General features: G+C 73.4%; 15 protein-coding genes. 9 read left to right on the forward strand and 6 right to left on the reverse strand.

The features are described 5' to 3' along the window. Window positions 1-24: 24 nt before the first annotated feature. The 5 genes from E5083_RS23795 to E5083_RS23815 all read left to right on the forward strand — a co-directional run bounded on the left by E5083_RS23795 (window position 25) and on the right by E5083_RS23815 (window position 6211). Window positions 25-867, forward strand: coding sequence for a DUF4097 family beta strand repeat-containing protein (locus tag E5083_RS23795; RefSeq protein WP_135787737.1), 843 nt, complete (start codon window positions 25-27; stop codon window positions 865-867). 43 nt (window positions 868-910) lie between these two features. Further along, the gene (locus E5083_RS23800) at window positions 911-1930 is read left to right on the forward strand and encodes an ATP-binding cassette domain-containing protein (RefSeq protein ID WP_208754132.1); all 1020 of its coding nucleotides are present in this window, start codon (window positions 911-913) and stop codon (window positions 1928-1930) included. Further along, window positions 1927-2709: an ABC transporter permease gene (locus E5083_RS23805; RefSeq protein ID WP_135787738.1), complete on the forward strand. Its 783-nt coding sequence runs from the start codon at window positions 1927-1929 to the stop codon at window positions 2707-2709. The genes E5083_RS23800 and E5083_RS23805 overlap by 4 nt, the downstream gene beginning before the upstream one ends. A 145-nt stretch (window positions 2710-2854) precedes the next feature. Beyond that, window positions 2855-5794: an SARP-family global regulator AfsR gene (gene afsR / locus E5083_RS23810; protein WP_135787739.1), complete on the forward strand. Its 2940-nt coding sequence runs from the start codon at window positions 2855-2857 to the stop codon at window positions 5792-5794. 225 nt (window positions 5795-6019) lie between these two features. After that, window positions 6020-6211: a hypothetical protein gene (locus tag E5083_RS23815; RefSeq protein WP_135787740.1), complete on the forward strand. Its 192-nt coding sequence runs from the start codon at window positions 6020-6022 to the stop codon at window positions 6209-6211. Between the two features lie 116 nt (window positions 6212-6327). Here E5083_RS23815 and afsK read toward each other — a convergent pair whose 3' ends face one another. Both afsK and kbpA read right to left on the reverse strand, forming a co-directional pair. Then, complete coding sequence (gene afsK / locus E5083_RS23820; RefSeq protein WP_135787741.1) at window positions 6328-8682, reverse strand: protein serine/threonine kinase AfsK; 2355 nt, start codon at window positions 8680-8682, stop codon at window positions 6328-6330. 193 nt (window positions 8683-8875) lie between these two features. Beyond that, window positions 8876-9604, reverse strand: a complete 729-nt coding sequence (kbpA, locus tag E5083_RS23830; protein ID WP_135787743.1) for an AfsK-binding protein KbpA — start codon at window positions 9602-9604, stop codon at window positions 8876-8878. Between the two features lie 123 nt (window positions 9605-9727). On the opposite strand from kbpA, the gene E5083_RS23835 reads away from it, so the two are divergent. Both E5083_RS23835 and E5083_RS23840 read left to right on the forward strand, forming a co-directional pair. After that, the gene (locus E5083_RS23835; RefSeq protein WP_135787744.1) at window positions 9728-10375 is read left to right on the forward strand and encodes a TetR family transcriptional regulator; all 648 of its coding nucleotides are present in this window, start codon (window positions 9728-9730) and stop codon (window positions 10373-10375) included. Between the two features lie 114 nt (window positions 10376-10489). Further along, window positions 10490-11158 carry a pyridoxine/pyridoxamine 5'-phosphate oxidase gene (locus E5083_RS23840; RefSeq protein WP_135787745.1) on the forward strand — a complete coding sequence of 223 codons (669 nt, stop codon included), beginning with the start codon at window positions 10490-10492 and terminating at the stop codon, window positions 11156-11158. 6 nt (window positions 11159-11164) lie between these two features. Here the strand turns inward: E5083_RS23840 and E5083_RS23845 are convergent, their stop codons facing one another. Beyond that, window positions 11165-12022, reverse strand: a complete 858-nt coding sequence (locus E5083_RS23845; RefSeq protein ID WP_135787746.1) for a GNAT family N-acetyltransferase — start codon at window positions 12020-12022, stop codon at window positions 11165-11167. A 166-nt stretch (window positions 12023-12188) separates the two neighbouring features. Between E5083_RS23845 and E5083_RS23850 the strand changes: the two genes are divergently transcribed. Next, on the forward strand, window positions 12189-13367 hold the full coding sequence (locus E5083_RS23850; RefSeq protein WP_135787747.1) for a flavin-containing monooxygenase: 1179 nt from the start codon (window positions 12189-12191) through the stop codon (window positions 13365-13367). Here E5083_RS23850 and E5083_RS23855 read toward each other — a convergent pair. Further along, a complete protein-coding gene (locus E5083_RS23855; protein ID WP_135787748.1) occupies window positions 13364-14659 on the reverse strand; it encodes an MFS transporter in 1296 nt (431 codons plus the stop codon). The two genes, E5083_RS23850 and E5083_RS23855, sit on opposite strands and share 4 nt — an antisense overlap. Before the next feature lie 71 nt (window positions 14660-14730). Between E5083_RS23855 and E5083_RS23860 the strand changes: the two genes are divergently transcribed. Continuing rightward, on the forward strand, window positions 14731-15747 hold the full coding sequence (locus tag E5083_RS23860; protein WP_135787749.1) for a GlxA family transcriptional regulator: 1017 nt from the start codon (window positions 14731-14733) through the stop codon (window positions 15745-15747). Window positions 15748-16005: 258 nt separating this feature from the next. On the opposite strand, the gene E5083_RS23865 is transcribed toward E5083_RS23860, so the two are convergent. Together E5083_RS23865 and E5083_RS23875 are read right to left on the reverse strand one after the other, a co-directional pair. Further along, on the reverse strand, window positions 16006-16500 hold the full coding sequence (locus E5083_RS23865; protein ID WP_135787750.1) for an ATP-binding protein: 495 nt from the start codon (window positions 16498-16500) through the stop codon (window positions 16006-16008). Between the two features lie 500 nt (window positions 16501-17000). Next, window positions 17001-17381, reverse strand: a complete 381-nt coding sequence (locus tag E5083_RS23875) for an STAS domain-containing protein (protein WP_135787752.1) — start codon at window positions 17379-17381, stop codon at window positions 17001-17003. Window positions 17382-17617: the final 236 nt, after the last annotated feature.

Here is a 17617-nt window from a genome sequence, read left to right on the forward strand (position 1 = left end):
ACGAGCCAAGAGGACGGGACAGCCATGCCTACTTTCGACACCCCTCAGCCCATCACCGTCACCGCGCACATCGGCGCCGGTTCCCTTCGGTTCTCCGCGGAGGACCGCGCGGACACCGTGGTCGAGGTCGCGCCCCGCGACCCGAAGCGGGACAAGGACGTACGGGCCGCCGAGCAGACCGAGGTCGGCTTCGCGGCCGGCGCCCTGACCGTCCGGACGCGGGAGCGGCTGCTCATCGGCCCCTCCGGCCTGGTCGACGTCACGGTCCACCTGCCCGAAGGCTCCTCCGCCGAGGTCACCGGCTCCTGGACCCAGGTGCTCGGCGAGGGCCGGCTGGGCGAGGTCCGGGTGAAGACCTCCACCGGCGACGTACGCCTCGACGCCACCGGCCCGCTGAAGCTGACCGTGGCGCACGGCTCGGTCACCGTGGACCGGGTCGACGGCGCCGCCGAGATCACCAGCAGCAGCGGCACCATCCGGGTCGGCACCATCGACGGCCCCGCCGTCCTGAAGAACACCAACGGCGCCACGGTCATCGAGGCCGTCACCGGCGACCTCCGCGTGAGCGGCGCCAACGGCGGCATCGACATCGGCCGCACCGAGGCGTCCGTCACCGGCACCACGAGCAACGGCCCCCTGCGGGTCGCCGAAGTGGCGCGCGGCGAGGTCCAGTTGGAGACCGCGCACGGCTCCATCGAGATCGGCGTCCGCGAGGGCACCGCCGCCTGGCTCGACGTCAGCTCCGCCCACGGCCAGGTGCGCAACGCGCTCGCCTCCGCCGGGGCGCCGGAGCACACCGAGGACACCGTGAAGATCCACGCCCGCACCAACTGGGGCAACATCGACATCCTGCGCGCCCACGCCTGAGCACCGCCACCCCTCTTCCCACTCCCGCCCTCAGGAGGGCCCCATGCCGTCATCTGTCATGCCCACGCCCAGAACAGCCGCCGAACAGACCCCCGCCGTCTCCGTCACCGGCCTGCGCAAGTCCTACGGCGACAAGACCGTGCTGGACGGCATCGACCTGACCATCCCCGCCGGAACCGTGTTCGCCCTGCTCGGGCCGAACGGCGCGGGCAAGACCACCACCGTCCAGATCCTCTCCACCCTCGTCGCTCCCGACGGCGGCGAGGCCCGGATCGCGGGCCACGACATCACCGCCGCACCGGACGGCGTGCGTTCCGCGATCGGCGTCACCGGCCAGTTCGCCGCGCTGGACGACCTGCTCACCGCCGAGGAGAACCTCCTCCTCATGGCCGACCTGCTCCGCCTCGGCAAGCGCGAAGGCCGGGAGCGCACAAGGGAGTTGCTGGAGCGGTTCGACATCGCGGACGTGGCGGACAAGCGGGCTGCGACCTTCTCCGGCGGCATGCGGAGGCGGCTCGACCTCGCCATGACCCTCGTCGGCGACCCCCAGGTGATCTTCCTGGACGAGCCGACGACCGGGCTCGACCCGCGCAGCCGCCGCACCATGTGGGACACCGTCCGCACGCTGGTCGCCGGCGGCACCACGGTCTTCCTCACCACCCAGTACCTGGAGGAGGCCGACCAGTTGGCCGACCGGATCGCCGTCCTCGACGGCGGCCGGATCGTCGCCGAGGGCACCGCCGACGAGCTGAAGGCCCGCATCCCCGGCGCCCACGTCCGGCTGCGGTTCACCGGCCCCGAGGAGTACGAGCGCGCGGCAGCGGCCTTCCCCGGCGCCGCGCGGGACGACGAGAACCTCGCCCTCCGGGTGGCCGGTGACGGCGGCCTGGACGCCCTGCGCGCCCTGCTGGACCGGCTCGACGCGGCCGGGGTCCAGGCGGCCGGCTTCTCCGTGCACACCCCCGACCTGGACGACGTGTTCCTCGCGCTCACCGGCCAGGGCACCACCGGCACCCCGCTCCACGTCAGCGCCGACGACACCCTCAAGGAGACCCAGCGATGAGCACCCTCACCTACGCCGTGCAGGACTCGATGACGATGCTGCGGCGCAACGTCAAGCACGCCGTCCGCTACCCGGCCGTCTCGCTCGGCAGCTCGATGCTGCCGATCCTGATGCTGCTGCTGTTCGTGTACGCCTTCGGGGGCGCGATCGGCGGCGGGATGGGCGGCGGCCGGGACGCCTACCTGGAGTATCTGGTCCCCGGTGTGGTCGTGATGGGCGTGGCGGCGGGGGCCATGTCGACCTCGATCGCGGTCTGCTCGGACATGACCGAGGGCATCATCAACCGCTTCCGCACCATGAACATCACCCGCTCCTCGTTCATGACCGGGCATGTCATCGGCAGCGTCCTGCAGACGATGGTGAGCCTGGTCCTGGTGATCGGGGTCGCGCTCGCCCTCGGGTTCCGGCCGGACGCGTCCCCGCTGGAGTGGCTGGCGGCGGCCGGGTTCCTCGCGGCCATCGCGTTCGCGGTGACCTGGCTGTCGGTGGCGCTCGGGCTGATCTCCAAGACCGTGGAGTCCGCCAGCAACAAGCCGCTGCTGGTGCAGTTCCTGCCCTTCCTGGGCTCCGCGTTCGTGCCGGCCGAGTCGATGTCGCCGGGGCTGCGCTGGTTCGCCGAGCACCAGCCGTTCACGCCGATGATCGAGACCCTGCGCGGTCTGCTCACCGGCTCGGCCATCGGCAACGACGGCTGGATCTCGCTGGCCTGGTGTGCGGGGATCGCCCTGGTCGGCTACCTCTGGTCCCGCTCGCTGTTCAACAGCACCACCAAGCGCTGAGCCGGAGCGGGGAAAGACCCGGAGAGTGTAAAAACTCTGTGGAGTCCCCCGCGCCGCCTTGTGATCGGCGTCTCGCACGGCTGACGCAAGTGGCGTGAAGAAGGCAAACTGGCTCGGGAAGTTGGATTGCCTAGGGGGCGAACGCATGGACGCTGGGCGGCGGATGCCTGAGCAGCGGGTCTCCGGTTCCGCCGTGCTGCGGTTCGGGGTACTCGGGCCGGTGCGGGCCTGGCGCGGGGAAGCGCCGGTGCCCACCGGCTCTCCGCAGCAACGCGCCCTGCTGGCCGCTCTGTTGCTGCGCGAGGGCCGTACCGCCACGGCGGCCGAACTGATCGACGCGCTCTGGGGGACCGAACCGCCCCCCAGGGCGCTCGCGGCCGTCCGGACCTACGCGTCCCGGCTGCGCAAGGTGCTCGAACCCGGCGTCCTGGTCAGCGAGTCCAGCGGGTACGCCATCCGGACGCTCGCCCCGCTGGACCTCGTCGTCGCCCAGGAACTCGCCGCCAAGGCCGAGAAGGCGCGCGGCGCCGGGGAGTTGGGCGAGGCGCGCGAGTCGCTGAACCGGGCGCTGGCGCTGTGGGACGGCGAGGCCCTGGCGGGCGTACCCGGCCCGTACGCGGAGGCCCAGCGGGTCCGGCTGGAGGAGTGGCGGCTCCAACTCCTCGAGTCCCGGCTGGACATGGACCTGGAGCAGGGCAGTCACGCCGAGTCCGTCTCCGAACTGACCGCACTGACCGCCGAGCACCCGCTGCGCGAACGCTTCCGCGAGCTGCTGATGCTGGCCCTGTACCGCAGCGGCCGCCAGGCGGAGGCGCTGGCGGTGTACGCGGACACCCGGCGGCTGCTCGCCGAGGAGCTGGGCGTGGACCCGCGTCCGGGGCTCAGCGACCTCCAGCAGCGCATCCTGCGGGCCGACCCGGCGCTCGCGGAGCCCTCGTCCGCCGCCGAGGAACCTCCCGTCGTCCTCGTACGTCCCGCCCAACTCCCGGCTTCGGTGCCGGACTTCACCGGCCGGTCCGCGTTCGTGACCGAGCTGAGCGACGTGCTGGCGTCGGCCTCGGAGGCGGAGGGCCGGGTGATGGCGGTCTCCGCGCTGGCCGGGATCGGCGGCGTCGGCAAGACCACCCTCGCGGTGCACGTGGCCCACCGGGCGCGGGCCGCCTTCCCCGACGGCCAGCTCTACGTCGACCTCCAGGGAGCGGGCCCCCGCCCGGCGGAGCCCCAGACGGTGCTCGGCTCGTTCCTGCGGGCGCTCGGCACGGCGGACTCGGCGGTGCCGGAATCGCTGGAGGAGCGGGCCGCGCTGTACCGGTCGGTGCTGGACGGACGCCGGGTGCTGGTGCTGCTGGACAACGCCAAGGACGCGGCGCAGGTCAGACCGCTGCTGCCCGGCACCGAGGGGTGCGCGGCGCTGGTGACCTCGCGGGTGCGGATGGTGGGGCTCGCCGGGGCGCATCTGGTGGACCTGGACGTGATGTCGCCCGAGGAGGCGCTGTCACTGTTCACCAAGATCGTGGGCGAGGAGCGGGTCGCCGCCGAGAAGAAGGCCGCGCTGGACGTGGTGGCCGCGTGCGGGTTCCTGCCGCTGGCCATCAGGATCGCCGCCTCCCGGCTCGCCGCCCGCCGCACCTGGACCACCTCGGTGCTCGCGGCCAAGCTGGCGGACGAGCGGCGCCGGCTGGACGAGCTGCAGGCCGGCGACCTCGCGGTCAAGGCCACCTTCGAGCTGGGCTACGGCCAGCTCGAACCCGCCCAGGCGCGGGCGTTCCGGCTGCTCGGCCTCGCCTACGGCCCCGACCTGTCGCTGGCGGCCGCCGCCGCGCTGCTGGACCTCGGCCCGGAGGACACCGAGGACCTGCTGGAGTCGCTGGTCGACACCTCCCTGCTGGAGTCGGCCGCCCCCGGCCGCTACCGCTTCCACGACCTCGTACGGCTCTACGCGCGTCTCCGCGCCGAGCGGGACGAGCACGAGCCCGGCGAGCGGGCCGCAGCCCTCTCCCGGCTGCTGGACTTCTACCTGGCCACGGCCGCGCGGGTGTACGCCATCGAGCGCCCCGGCGACCGGACCGTGGAGCACCTGCACCCCTACGACCACGAGGGGCTGTCCTTCGCCGGGCACCAGGACGCCCTGGACTGGCTGTACGCGGAGGCCGACTGTCTGCTGGCCTGCGTACGGCAGTCGGTGGCCCAGGGCAGTCTGCGCCGGGCGGTGGATCTGCTGATCGTCGCCAAGGACCTCGCCGAATCGGGCGCCAACGCCCACCAGTTCGGGGCGGCGGCCACCACCGTCCGGGACGCGGCGGCCGAGGCCGGGGACGCGCTGGTGGAGGGGCGGGCCCGCACCACGCTGGCCCAAGTCCACCTCAACGCGGGCCGGTTCGACGAGGCGGAGGCGGAGGCCGAGCGCGCGGTGGAGCTGGCCGGGGCGGCCGGGGACCCGTGGATCGACTGCAACGCGCCCAGCGAACGCGGGATCGTGGCCGCGTACCGCAGCCGGCACGCCGAGGCCGAGACCTACCTTCAGCGCACGCTCACCGCCTACCGCGCCGACGGCAACCTGCCGGGCGAGGCGAGCGCGCTGTGCAACCTGTCGCGGGTGCACCTGTCGATGGGGCGGGTGGACAGCGCGGTGGAGCTGGCCGAGTCCGGCGTCGCCGTCTACCGGCACCTGGGCCTCACCGTCCGCCTGGCGAACGGGAGTTACGCGCTCGGGCTGGCGCTGGCCGAGTCGGGGCGGGCGGAGGAGGCGGAGGCGCGGCTCTCCGAGGCGCTGACCATCTTCCGGGACAGCAGGCAGCGGCTCTGGGAGGGCATGACGCTGTTCCGGCTCGCCGAGGTGCGGCTCGGTGAACGCCCGGCGGCGGCCGCGGCGTTGGCCGAGCAGTCGCTGTCGGTGCTGCTGCACGTGGGCGGCGACTGGCGACGGGCGGGCGTGCTCACCGTGCTCGGCAAGTCCCTGGACGCGCTGGGCGAGACGGACCGGGCCCGCGCCTGCTGGACGGACGCGCTGAGCGTCTACGACCGGCTGGGCTCGGCGGAGGCGGCCTCCTTGCGCGAGCTGCTGTCACCCGCGACGGCCGGGTGAGGGAGGCCCGCGCGGAAATGCGCGGGACCCGGCGTTCATCGTTCGTTTATCGTGCCCGTGCAGTCTTCTCGCAGCCGATTCGTCGTCACGGGGGCGGGCGGATCGGTAGTGCCGTCGGCCGCTGACGCGGTGGCCGGCTGTGACCGGGTCCGTCCGGAAGCCCTCGGGGGAGCGGCCGGGCGGCCCCGGCCACAACAGCACACCTCAGAGCAACGGAGTACGTCGATGAGCGACGCCAAGAAGTCCGACGAAGTCACCACGCAGGAGAGCCACATCACCGGTGAGGGCGCCAAGGCGGCGGCCGCCCCGGAGGTGGCGCCGCAGGAGAGCCACATCACCGGCGAGAAGAAGGCCAAGGGCGACCTGGACGACGTCACCACGCTGGAGAGCCACATCACCGTGGGCGACCCGCGCTAGGCGCACCACACGCACGGGGGCGCGCGGCGGAGCGGAGGGGGAGCCGCCGCGACTCACGGGGGAACACGGAACGGCCGGGTCGGGGGACCCGGCCGTTTCCGTATGTCCGGGCGCCCTCAGGTCGTGCGGGCCGTCCCGGTGCCCTTCTCCGCGTCCAGCGCGTACACGCACCGGTCCTTGCTGCACGCGTACACCACGCCGTCCTTGACGACCGGTGAGCCGGTGATCTCGCCGCCGGTGGCGAGCTTCCAGCGCAGCCGGCCGTCGTCGGCCTTCAGGGTGTACAGCAGGTGGTCGGTGGAGCCGAAGTGGATACGGCCCTCGGCGACCGAGGGGGCGCCCACCACGTCACCGCCCGCCTGGAAGCGCCACTTGGGCGTGCCGGTGACCGCGTCCAGCGTGTACAGGCCCTTGCCGCTGCCCACGTGCACATGCCCGGCCGCCACCAGCACCGGTTCCACCGAGGAGCGGGCCTCGGTGGCGATGCGCCAGCGGTCGCGGCCGTCGGTGGCGTCCAGGGCGTAGACGGTGCCGAGGTAGTCGGCGAGGTAGACCCCGCCGCCGGTGACCGCCGGGCCCGGCACGAAGGCGGGCGGGGACAGGAACACCGCCGGGGCCTCGAAGTGCCAGCGCACCCGGCCGGTCGACACCTCGATGGCGAGGACCCGGCTGCCCGCGCTGACGTACACATAGCCGTCCGCCGCCGGGGTCACCCGTACGGGCACCCCGCCGCAGGAGGCCGCGTCGCCGATCGGGTACGACCAGCGCTCGTCGCCGGTGCGGGCCTCCAGGGCGCGCAGCCGGGCGTCCTGCCAGACGTAGACCGTGCCGTCGTGCACGGCGGGGCCGGCCTCGGGCGACTCGAAGTCGGTCTGGCAGCCGGAGATCTCCCACAGCTTGCGCCCGGCCGCCGCCTCCCACGCCTGGACCCCGCCGCCGCGCGTGCCGGTGACGACCGTGCCGTGGTCGGCGTGCAGCGAGTACACCCAGGCGTCGGTGGACAGCCGCCACAGGTCGGTGCCCTCGCGGGCGTCCAGCGCGAACAGGGTGGGCCCGTCGGAGGCGTGGATACGGCCGTCCGCGACCGCCATCGACCAGGCCACGTCCCGCGTCTTGAAGCGGCGCCGACCGGTGGCCACGTCCAGGGCGTGCACCTCGAAGGAGGTGACGTAGACCAGGTCCCCGTCGACCGCCGGGGTGCCCCACACGTCGTTGGACATCCGGAACCGCCAGGGCCGCCAGCCCGCCGAGGTCTCCGGCAACTGCGCCGGCACCGGGGGTACGGCGGGGTCGGCGCCGTTGACGCCGGGGCGCGGCCGGGACCAGCTCGCCACCAGGCCGGCCTCCGGCGGCGGCGCCTTCACGGCGGCAGCGCGGGCGTCGGCGACGCGCGGGCCGGGCCCGATGGGCACCTCCAGACCGGCCAGCCGCACCGGCCCGGTGCCGGGGCCGCCGGACGGCACGGGGGCCGGGGCGGGCGCCGGGACGACCGGGTCGTAGGACGGCGGCGGGGGCACGGCCCGGCGGCCGCCACTGCGCGGGCCGGGCGGCAGCGGGGCGGGCTTGGCGGGCGGACGGCTGCCCCGGCGGGACTCGATGAGGGCGACGGCCTTCTCCGGCAGCCAGGCGGAGGCGGTACCGGAGTCGTCCGAGCCGGAGCCGAACAGATGCGGGGCGAGCTGGGCCTGGAGGTCGGCCGGGGAGGGTCTGCCGGGCGCCTCCATCTGCATGCACGCCTCGATCAGCGGGCGCAGCTCGTCGGGCAGGCCGGTGACGTCGGGGCCCTCCCGGAGCAGCATGAACACCGTCTCGACCGGGTTGGCGCCGTGGAAGGGCGGGTGTCCGGTGGCGGCGAAGACCAGGGTGGAGCCGAGCGAGAACACATCGCTGGCGCCGGTGACGCTGCGGGAGTCCTTGGCCTGCTCGGGCGACATGTAGGCGGGGGTGCCGACCGCGACGTTCGTCATCGTCAGCCGGGTGTTGGACACCCCGGAGGCGATGCCGAAGTCGATGACCCGGGGGCCGTCCTCGACCACCAGCACGTTGGACGGCTTGAGGTCGCGGTGGACCAGGCCCGCGCCGTGGATGGACTGGAGCGCCTCGGCCACGCCCGCCGCGAGCCAGCGCACCGCCTGGGCCGGGAGCGGCCCGCAGTCGTTCACTATCTCCTCGAGCGAGGGCGCGGGGACGTACGCGGTGGCCAGCCAGGGCACCGCAGCGCGCGGGTCGGCGTCGACGACGGCGGCCGTGTAGAAGCCGGAGACCGCGCGGGCCGCCTCCACCTCGCGGGTGAAGCGGACCCGGAAGAGCTGGTCCTCGGCCAGCTCCGTGCGGACCGTCTTGATGGCCACCCGCCGCCCCGACGCCGAGCGCGCCAGATAGACCAGCCCCATGCCGCCGGCGCCCAGCCGGCCCAGCACCTCGAACGGCCCGATCCGCCGCGGATCGTGCTGCGTAAGCTGATCCACCACTTGCCTGCCACCTCCCCGTACGAGCCGCGTCTTCCGCCTTTGGACGCGACCGAAGTGCAGCGTCTCACCACCGCACCGCCCTGGCGGCACGCACCCCGATTCTTCCTGGCCGGGCGGCCGGTTGCGAACCCGGTGGCGAATCGGGGTGTCTCGTGCCCTATCCCGTCATTTCACCGCCCCCGCTTCCGTCCCGTCACCGGGTCAGCAGCGCGAAGGACGCCCCTTGATTGTCCGTGACGACCGCCACCCGTCCGTACGACGCGTCGAAGGGCGGCACCTGGACCCGGCCGCCGAGCCGCCGCACGGTGGCGAGGGCGGCGTCGAGGTCGCCGACGCGGAAGTGCACCAGGAAGTGCGCGGGCATCTCGGCCGGGAAGACGTCGGTGATCAGGGCGCGGCCGAAGTCGGGCTCGGCGCCGGAGCCGAAGAGGGCCTCGTGGAAGAGGTCGCCGTAGAAGGTGTTCGCGGCGGCGGGGTCGGGGGTGTACAGCTCGGTCCACACGAAGGCGCCCGGCTCCCGGCGGCGTCCGAAGCCCCGGTGGCCGTCGGACTGCCACAGCCCGAACACCGCGCCCTCGGGGTCGGTGACCAGCGCGGCGGCGCCGAGGTCGGCCACCGCGAAGGGGCCGGAGATCAGGCGGCCCCCGGCGTCGGTGATCCTGGCGGTCAGGGCGCGGGCGTCCGGGGTGGCGAAGTACACCGTCCAGACGGTGGGCATCCGGCCGTCGGTCTTGGGCGCGAGCGAGGCGACCGGTTCGCCGTCCAGCCGGGCCCAGACGGAGGCGCCGGGGGCGTCCTCGCCGTCGAAGGTCCACCCGAACAGCTCGCCGTAGAACCGCTTGCCCGCCTCGACGTCGGGGAGCTGGGCGTCCGCCCAGCAGGGGGTGCCCTCTCCGTACATCGATGCGCTGTTTTCGGCCATGTCGTCAAAGTAACCGGGACCCGCGCACCCCGCAGGACCAGGGAAAGCTTGCCTCGGCGGGGGTCGCACCCCATTTGCAGTCGGCCGAATCGCGCTCCTGCCCCCCGTCGGTAAGCTGACGGCATGACAGGACAAGTGCGTACCGTCGACGGCCGGGTGGCCGGCCGGCGTGGGCAGGCGACCCGGCAGAAGCTGCTCGACTGCCTCAGCGAGATGCTCAGCTCCTCCCCGTACCGAGATGTCAAGGTCATCGATGTCGCGCGGAAGGCGGGCACCTCGCCCGCGACCTTCTACCAGTACTTCCCGGACGTCGAGGGTGCCGTCCTGGAGATCGCCGACTCGATGGCCGCCGAGAGCGCCGAGCTGACCGAGCTGCTGGCCGGGCGCACCTGGACCGGCAAGGCGGGGTGGCAGACCGCGCAGGACCTGGTGGACGGCTTCCTGGACTTCTACCGGCGGCACGACGCGATCCTGCGCGTGGTGGACCTGGCGGCGGCCGAGGGCGACAAGCGGTTCAACAAGCTGCGGATGAAGATCCTGAACGCGGTGAACGGCTCCCTCTCCGAGGCGATCACCGAGCTGCAGTCCAAGGGCCGGGTGGACAAGGACGTGAACCCGGCGGCGATCGCCGGCTCCCTGGTCACCATGCTGTCCTCGGTCGCGGCCCACCAGAAGGGCTTCACCGCCTGGGGTGTGAAGCAGGCCGAGATCAAGCCGAACCTGGCGCTGCTGATCTATCTGGGAGTGACCGGCAAGAAGCCCACGAAGTAGCGACCGGCACCCGCACCGGCCCCAAGTCCTGTCTGGCAGGCGGTGGTCCACCTCGGCGTGGACCACCGCCTGTCGCCGTGTCCGGGCAGGGACGCGGCGTCGGATACTCGGCGCATGGCACACGACGAACTCGACGGACTGCTGCGCTCCCTGAAGGTCTGGTCCCCGGACACCACCGAGCTGCGGCCCTTCGACCCGGACACCGCTCCCCCGACCCCGCTGCCCCTGTTCACCGCCTGGCTGGCCGACGCGGCACGGGCGGGCCAGCCGGAGCCGCACACCATGTCGCTGGCGACGGCGGACGCGGAGGGCCGGCCGGACGTGCGGATCGTGATGCTGCACGGCGCCGACGCCGACGGCTGGACCTTCGGCACCCACTCCACCAGCCGCAAGGGCCGCGACCTGATCGCCAACCCGTACGCCGCCCTCGCCTTCTACTGGCCCGCGCTGGGCCGCCAGGTCCGCGTCCGCGGCCCGGTCACGGCCGCCCCCGCCGAGGACGCGCAGGCCGACCTCCAGGCCCGCTCCACCGGCGCCCTCGCCGCCGCGCTCACCGGCCGGCAGAGCGAGGACCTGGACTCGCTGGAGGAGCTGCGCCGGGCCTCCGAGGACGCCTGGACCCGGGCCCACGACGACCCCACGGCCCCGGCCCCCACCTGGTCCCTCTACCGCCTCCATCCCCGCTCGGTGGAGTTCTTCCAGGGCGACCCCGACCGCCGCCACGTCCGGCTGGAGTACCGGCGCACGGAGTTCGGGTGGGAGCGGCGGCTGCTGTGGCCGTGAGGGACGTCAGGCGAACGTCCAGGTGGCGAAGTCGGCGACCGGGCGGTACCCGAGCCGCCGGTAGAGCCGGTTGGAGACCGGGTTGGCCAGGTCGGTGAAGAGCAGCACCTCGGCCCCGGTCGCCGCCGCCCGTCCGCTCACCTCGGCGGTGACCGCGCCCGCGTAGCCGTGGCCGCGCAGGGCGGCCGGGGTGTAGACGGGGGCCACCCGGATCTGCCCGGCGCTCTCCGGCAGGTTCCCGGCGAGGGAGACGGGGGTGCCGTCCGGGGTCTCCCAGAGGGTGGCGCCGCCGTGCGCGAGGCGGGAGTCGGCCCACTCGGCGGGGTCCTGGAGTATCCGCCCGCCGGTGTCCGCAGCGAACTCCACGTACCAGCGCGCCAGCAGCTCCCGGTCGGCCGCGTCCGCCACGCGGGCCCGGCCCGGAGGGGTGGATTCGGGCGGGGTCAACTCGGCCAGCCGGTAGAGGCGTTGACGCTCGGACTGCTCGGCGGTCGTACCGGTGCACCGCTGCCAGGCGGTGGCGAAGGCAGCGGCGGTCTCCCGCTCGGCCCAGACGCCGGGGACCTGGTGGCCCGCCTCCGCGAGCCGGTCGGCCAGCGCCGCCGCGTCCTCCGGGTCGAGGGGGGTGAGCTGGAGGGGGCGGGGCGGGGTGTGCAGCAGGGTCGCCCGGACAGAGCCGTCCGGGTCGCGCAGCACGCCGAAGTAGGGCGGTTCGGAGCCGTGGGCGTAGGGGCCGCGCGTGCGCAGCGCCCCGGCGACGGTGAGCGTGACGGTGTGCAGGGCCGGTCTGGAGTGCAGGAAGTCCTCTGCGGCGCGCCGGAATTCGGCGAGGTCGTCGGTCAACTGCCAGTCGCGTGGCTCCATGTGCCCATCTTCAGTCCCGGACTCCCCCTCAAGCGTGGGGATTTCGCTCGCGGCGCGGGCGTTCCGGCACGGTCTGTCCCCATGCCGTACACAGCCGTGATCAATCCGCAACCGATTCCGGTCTTGACCGAGACCCATCAATCGGGTGGGTGAATACGCTCGCGCCATGGCCGACTCGCGTCCCTCGTTCACGGACCTCTCCGCGACCCCCGCCGACCGTCCCGTCTATGTCGTCGGGGCGGGTCCGGGCGGTCTTGCGGTCGCGTACGCGTTGCGGGCGCGCGGGGTGCGGGCGGTGGTGCTGGAGAAGAGCGACCGGGTGGGCGCGTCCTGGCGGCGGCACTACGACCGGCTCCGGCTGCACACCACCCGGCGGCTGTCGGCGCTGCCGGGCCTGGCGATACCGCGCAGGTTCGGGCGGTGGGTGGCGCGGGACGACGTGGTCCGGTACCTGGAGAAGTACGCCGAACACCATGAGCTGGAGATCGTCACCGGCGTCGAGGTGTTCCGGGTGGAGAAGGCTCAGGACGGCGCGGGCTGGCTGCTGCACGCCTCCGGCGGGCGCGAGCTGACCGGCGCGGCCGTGGTGGTCGCCACCGGCCACAACCACACCCCGCGCCTGCCGGAGTGGCCCGGCGCGGAGGGCTACGAGGGCGAGCTGCTGCACGCCTCGTCGTACCGGAACGCCAAGCCGTACGAGGGCCGGGACGTGCTGGTGGTCGGGGTCGGCAACACCGGGGCGGAGATCGCCGTGGACCTGGTGGCGGGCGGTGCCTCGCGGGTACGGCTGGCGGTACGGACCGCGCCGCACATCGTGCGCCGCTCCACGGCCGGCTGGGCGGCCCAGTACACCGGGATCGTGGTGCGCAGGCTGCCGGTGCGGCTGGTGGACCGGCTCGCCCGGCCTCTGGCCCGCGTCAGCACCCCGGACCTCTCCGCGCACGGGCTGCCGCGTCCGGAGGCCGGGCTGTACAGCAGGGTCCGGCAGGGCGCGATCCCCGTGCAGGACGTCGGCCTGATCGACGCGGTACGCACCGGCAAGGTGGAGATCGTGGCCGCCGTCGAGGGGTTCGAGGACGGCAAGGTGGCCCTCGCCGACGGCACCCGGATCGCGCCGGACGCGGTGATCGCGGCGACCGGGTACAGCCGGGGCCTGGACTCCCTGGTGGGCCACCTGGGCGTGCTGGACGAGCGCGGGCGGCCCACCGTCCACGGCGCCCGCACCCCGAAGGACGCCCCCGGCCTGTACTTCACCGGGTTCACCAACCCCATCAGCGGCATGTTCCGCGAGCTGGCGATCGACGCGGAGAAGATCGCCAAGTCGGTGGCTCGGCGCCTGCGTTAAGCGACCGCCACTACCGCGGGCCGGCGCCGGATCACCAGCGACATCAGCGCCGCCGCCGCGCACAGCGACCCGGACGCGTACCAGACCATGTCGTAGCTGCCGAAGACGTCGCGGGCGAAGCCGCCGAGCCAGGCGATGACGGCGGCGCCGATCTGGTGCGAGGCCAGCACCCAGCCGAAGACGATCGCGCTGTCGTCCCCGAACCGCTCCCGGCACAGCGCCAGGGTGGGCGGGACGGTGGCGACCCAGTCCAGGCCGTAGAAGACGATGAAGAACACCATCGGCACCTGCACGGCCGGACCCAGCAGCATCGGCAGGAACAGCAGCGAGATGCCGCGCAGCGCGTAGTAGACGGCGAGCAGCCGCCGGGAGTCGAAGCGGTCGGTGAACCAGCCGGAGGCGATGGTGCCGAGCACGTCGAACACCCCGATCACCGCGAGCAGCGAGGCCGCCGCCGGTACCGGCATCCCGTGGTCGTGGGCGGCGGGCACGAAGTGGGTCTGGATCAGCCCGTTGGTGGACGCCCCGCAGATGGCGAAGCTGCCCGCGAGCAGCCAGAACTGCCCCGTGCGCACGGCGGAGGCCAGCACGGTGAGCGCCCTGCGCGCGGCCCCGGTCACCGGCGGCGGCTTGGGCACGAACTCCGTGGCGCCGTACGGCTTGAGGCCCACGTCGGCCGGGTGGTCGCGCAGCAGCAGCCAGACGAACGGGACGACGGCGAGCGCGGCCAGCGCGACCGTGACGGCGGCCGGGCGCCAGCGGTGGTTCTCCACGATCCAGGCCAGCAGCGGCAGGAAGATGAGCTGCCCGGAGGCGGACGCGGCGGTCAGGATGCCGGTGACCAGCCCGCGCCGCTCGGTGAACCAGCGCCCGGTGACGGTCGCGGCGAACGCCAGCGCCATCGACCCCGAGCCCAGCCCGACGAACAGGCCCCAGCAGAGGATGAGTTGCCAGGGCGCCGTCATCCACACGGTGAGCCCGGCGCCGAGCGCGATCACGGTCAGCGCGACGGCGACGACCCGGCGGATGCCGAACCGGTCCATCAGCGCGGCGGCGAACGGCGCGGTGAGCCCGTAGAGCGCGAGGTTGACGGAGACGGCCGCGCCGATGGTGCCGCGCGACCAGCCGAACTCCGCGTGCAGCGGGTCGATCAGCAGGCCGGGCAGGGAGCGGAAGGCGGCCGCGCCGATGATCGTGACGAAGGTGACGGCGGCGACGGACCAGGCGCGGTGCACACGCCGGCGGCGTGGTGCGTCCTGGACGGGGGCGGGAGCGGGACGGGTCTGAGTCACGTGCTCCAGAGTCCCGGCACCGCCCGTGCGCAACGAGTGGCCCGAAGGACAGTGTTCGCTAGGATCGGGCCATGACCGCTGAGATCCCGCCCGTGGACGGCGAGTTCCGCCCGCACCGCGTCGCCGTCCTCGCCCTGGACGGCCTGATCCCCTTCGAACTCGGCATCCCCCACCGCATCTTCGGCCGCCCCACGGATGCCCACGGCCGCCCGCTGTACGAGGTGGTGACCTGCTCCGTCCGCCCGCCGGGCCCGGTCGAGACCAGCGCCGACTTCGCGGTGGACGTACCGCACGGCCCGGAGGCGCTGGCGACGGCGGACACGGTGCTCGTCCCGGCGTCCTACGAACTCGGCCCGGTCTTCGAGGAGGGACGGCTCACCCCCGAACTCGCCGCCGCCCTGGCCCGCGTACGCCCCGGCACCCGCTTCGCCTCGATCTGCGTCGGCGTGTACGTCCTCGCCGCCGCCGGTCTGCTCGACGGGCGCCCGGCGACCACCCACTGGGCCGACGCCGACCGGTTCCAGGAGCTGTTCCCCGAGGTCCGGGTGGACGCCGATGTGCTGTTCATCGACGACGGCGACGTGCTCACCTCGGCGGGGGTCGCGGCCGGGATCGACCTGTGCCTGCACATGGTGCGCCGCGACCACGGCACGGCGGTCGCCAACGACGTGGCCCGCCGCATGGTCGTCCCCCCGCACCGGGACGGCGGACAGGCGCAGTACATCCACCGCCCGCTGCCCGAGCCGCAGTTGGCCACCACCACGGCCGCCCGCGCCTGGGCGCTCGGCCGGCTGCACGAACCGCTCCAGTTGCGGGACCTCGCCGAGCGGGAGGCGATGTCGGTACGGACCTTCACCCGGCGTTTCCGCGAGGAGACCGGGGTGAGTCCGGGGCAGTGGCTCACCGCGCAACGGGTCGAGCTGGCGCGGCAGTTGCTGGAGTCGACGGATCTCTCGGTGGACCAGGTCGCACGGGACGCGGGGTTCGGCACGGCGCAGTCGATGCGCCAGCATCTCCAGCAGGCGCTGGGCGTGACGCCGACCGCCTACCGGCGCACCTTCCGGGCGGGCGCCACCGCCGGGGCGTGAGCACGGGCGGCGGACCGGCCGGCGGCGCGTCCCCCCTTGCCCCCGTCACCACCGGCCGGTGCGACCCACACTCGACGAGGACTCACCCCCGCATGCCCTCGCCGTCCCCTCGCGGCGAATCGCCGTCCCCAAGCCTCCGCAACGCGCGTACCACCCGTCAACACCGGTACGGCGATTCATGCCCTATGCCCACTTCACGCCGGGCGCGCACGGAAGCACACCCGGCGCACGCCCCCCTCTGAAGACGGGCGAACTTGGCTAGAACGCTTCGAAGAGCAGATCCTCGTAGGCGGCCGCCTGGACCCCGTACGCCGGGGCGGCGCCCTCACGGGGCTGGGAACAGCGGTCCAGTTCGCACCAGATGCTCTTGCCGGCGCCCTCGGGGCTCCAGCCCCAGCGGTCGGCGAGACAGTCGACGAGGGCGAGCCCCCGGCCGCCGGTGGCCTCGCGCCCGGCGCAGCGCGGCACGGGCGCGCGCGAGCTGGCGTCGGCCACCTCCAGCCGGACCGTCACCGAGGCCGCGGGCTCCGCACCGGCGGGCGTCGCGGGCGGCGGGCCGCCGGGCAGCGACAGCCGCAGCAGGGCCGGGCGTCCGGTGTGCACCACCGCGTTGGTCACCAGCTCGGAGACGAGCAGGATCAGCGTCTCGGCCAGTGGCTCGTCGGCCGCTATGCCCAGCCCGGCGAGCCGCGACCGGGCCCACTTCCTCGCCCGCCCCACCTCTTCGGGGTCGGGCCGGATCTCCAGCGTCACTTGAAGCACCTGCACCGCTCACACCATCCGAACCGGCGGACACATGACCGCACGACGACCCGCCGCCGCGGCGCGAACCGCGACGAACCGCACGACGAGGGCCACGATCGTAGCCATTTTCTGCATGGCCAGAACAACGGCCAGAGCAAGCGTTACGGAACGTGATTCCCTTACGGGACAGCATGGTTGACGTACAGTCACCCCAACAAGCGCTTCGGGCATATTCCCGCGCGAAGGAGTACTCGTGCGGCATACTGTGCGACGCACGCGCCGGGGAGTCGAACAGGCGGCGCGCGGGGCCCTGCTGGTGGCACTCGCGGTCGCGGTCACTCGCATTCGACCCAAGGTACCCGAGCGGCCGTCCGACTCCGGGCCGTGACGAGTCACCGTCGGAGTACGGAAATCATCTCCACGCTGCGTGACCCATTTTCGCCACGATCCGCGACATCCATGGCCATGAATCGTGGCACCGAGGGCGCTCACCTCGGCAGTGCCGGCGCTCAGGCCGACAGCGATCCCGCCTCGTCGGCGGTGGCGGCCTCGACGTCCGGGCGCACGTCGAAGAGGCGGCGCACCCCGAGCGCGCCGAGGACCCGGTTCACGTGCGAGCCGTCCTCCGCGCCCCGGTCGGGCAGGATCAGCCGCAGCCTGCCCTGGCAGGAGCGGATCAGCCTGCGGGCCGCGATGAGCACGCCGACCCCGCTGGAGTCACAGAAGAAGACCTCGGAGAGATCGAGGACCAGGCTGTGGTTCCCCTCGGCGACCACGTCGTGCACCCGCTGCCGCAGCACGGGCGAGGTCACCAGGTCCAGTTCGCCGGCCACCTGGAGCACGGCCCACTCGCCCCGTTCGGTGCCGGTCACTTCGAAAGCCACGGCCACACCTCTCCGCTCGGCGGATCTTGCGGAACCACCCGGAAATGGAAGCAGTTCCTTCGGTTCTTTCCGCGCGGCTGCCCAGCGGCCGTTTCCCTGAAACACGGAACCGCAAACCGCGGAGGGATCGACATAGGGCTTGTTTCGGTCACTGTCGATCGGGTTCGATCGTACTTCGATCGGAGATGGGCTTGAGATAAGTGAAGACGGTGTGAAGAGACCCCTATCACCTGCGACGCTGC

The organism is Streptomyces bauhiniae, from assembly GCF_004784475.1.
Taxonomy (GTDB): Bacteria; Actinomycetota; Actinomycetes; order Streptomycetales; family Streptomycetaceae; genus Streptomyces; species Streptomyces seoulensis.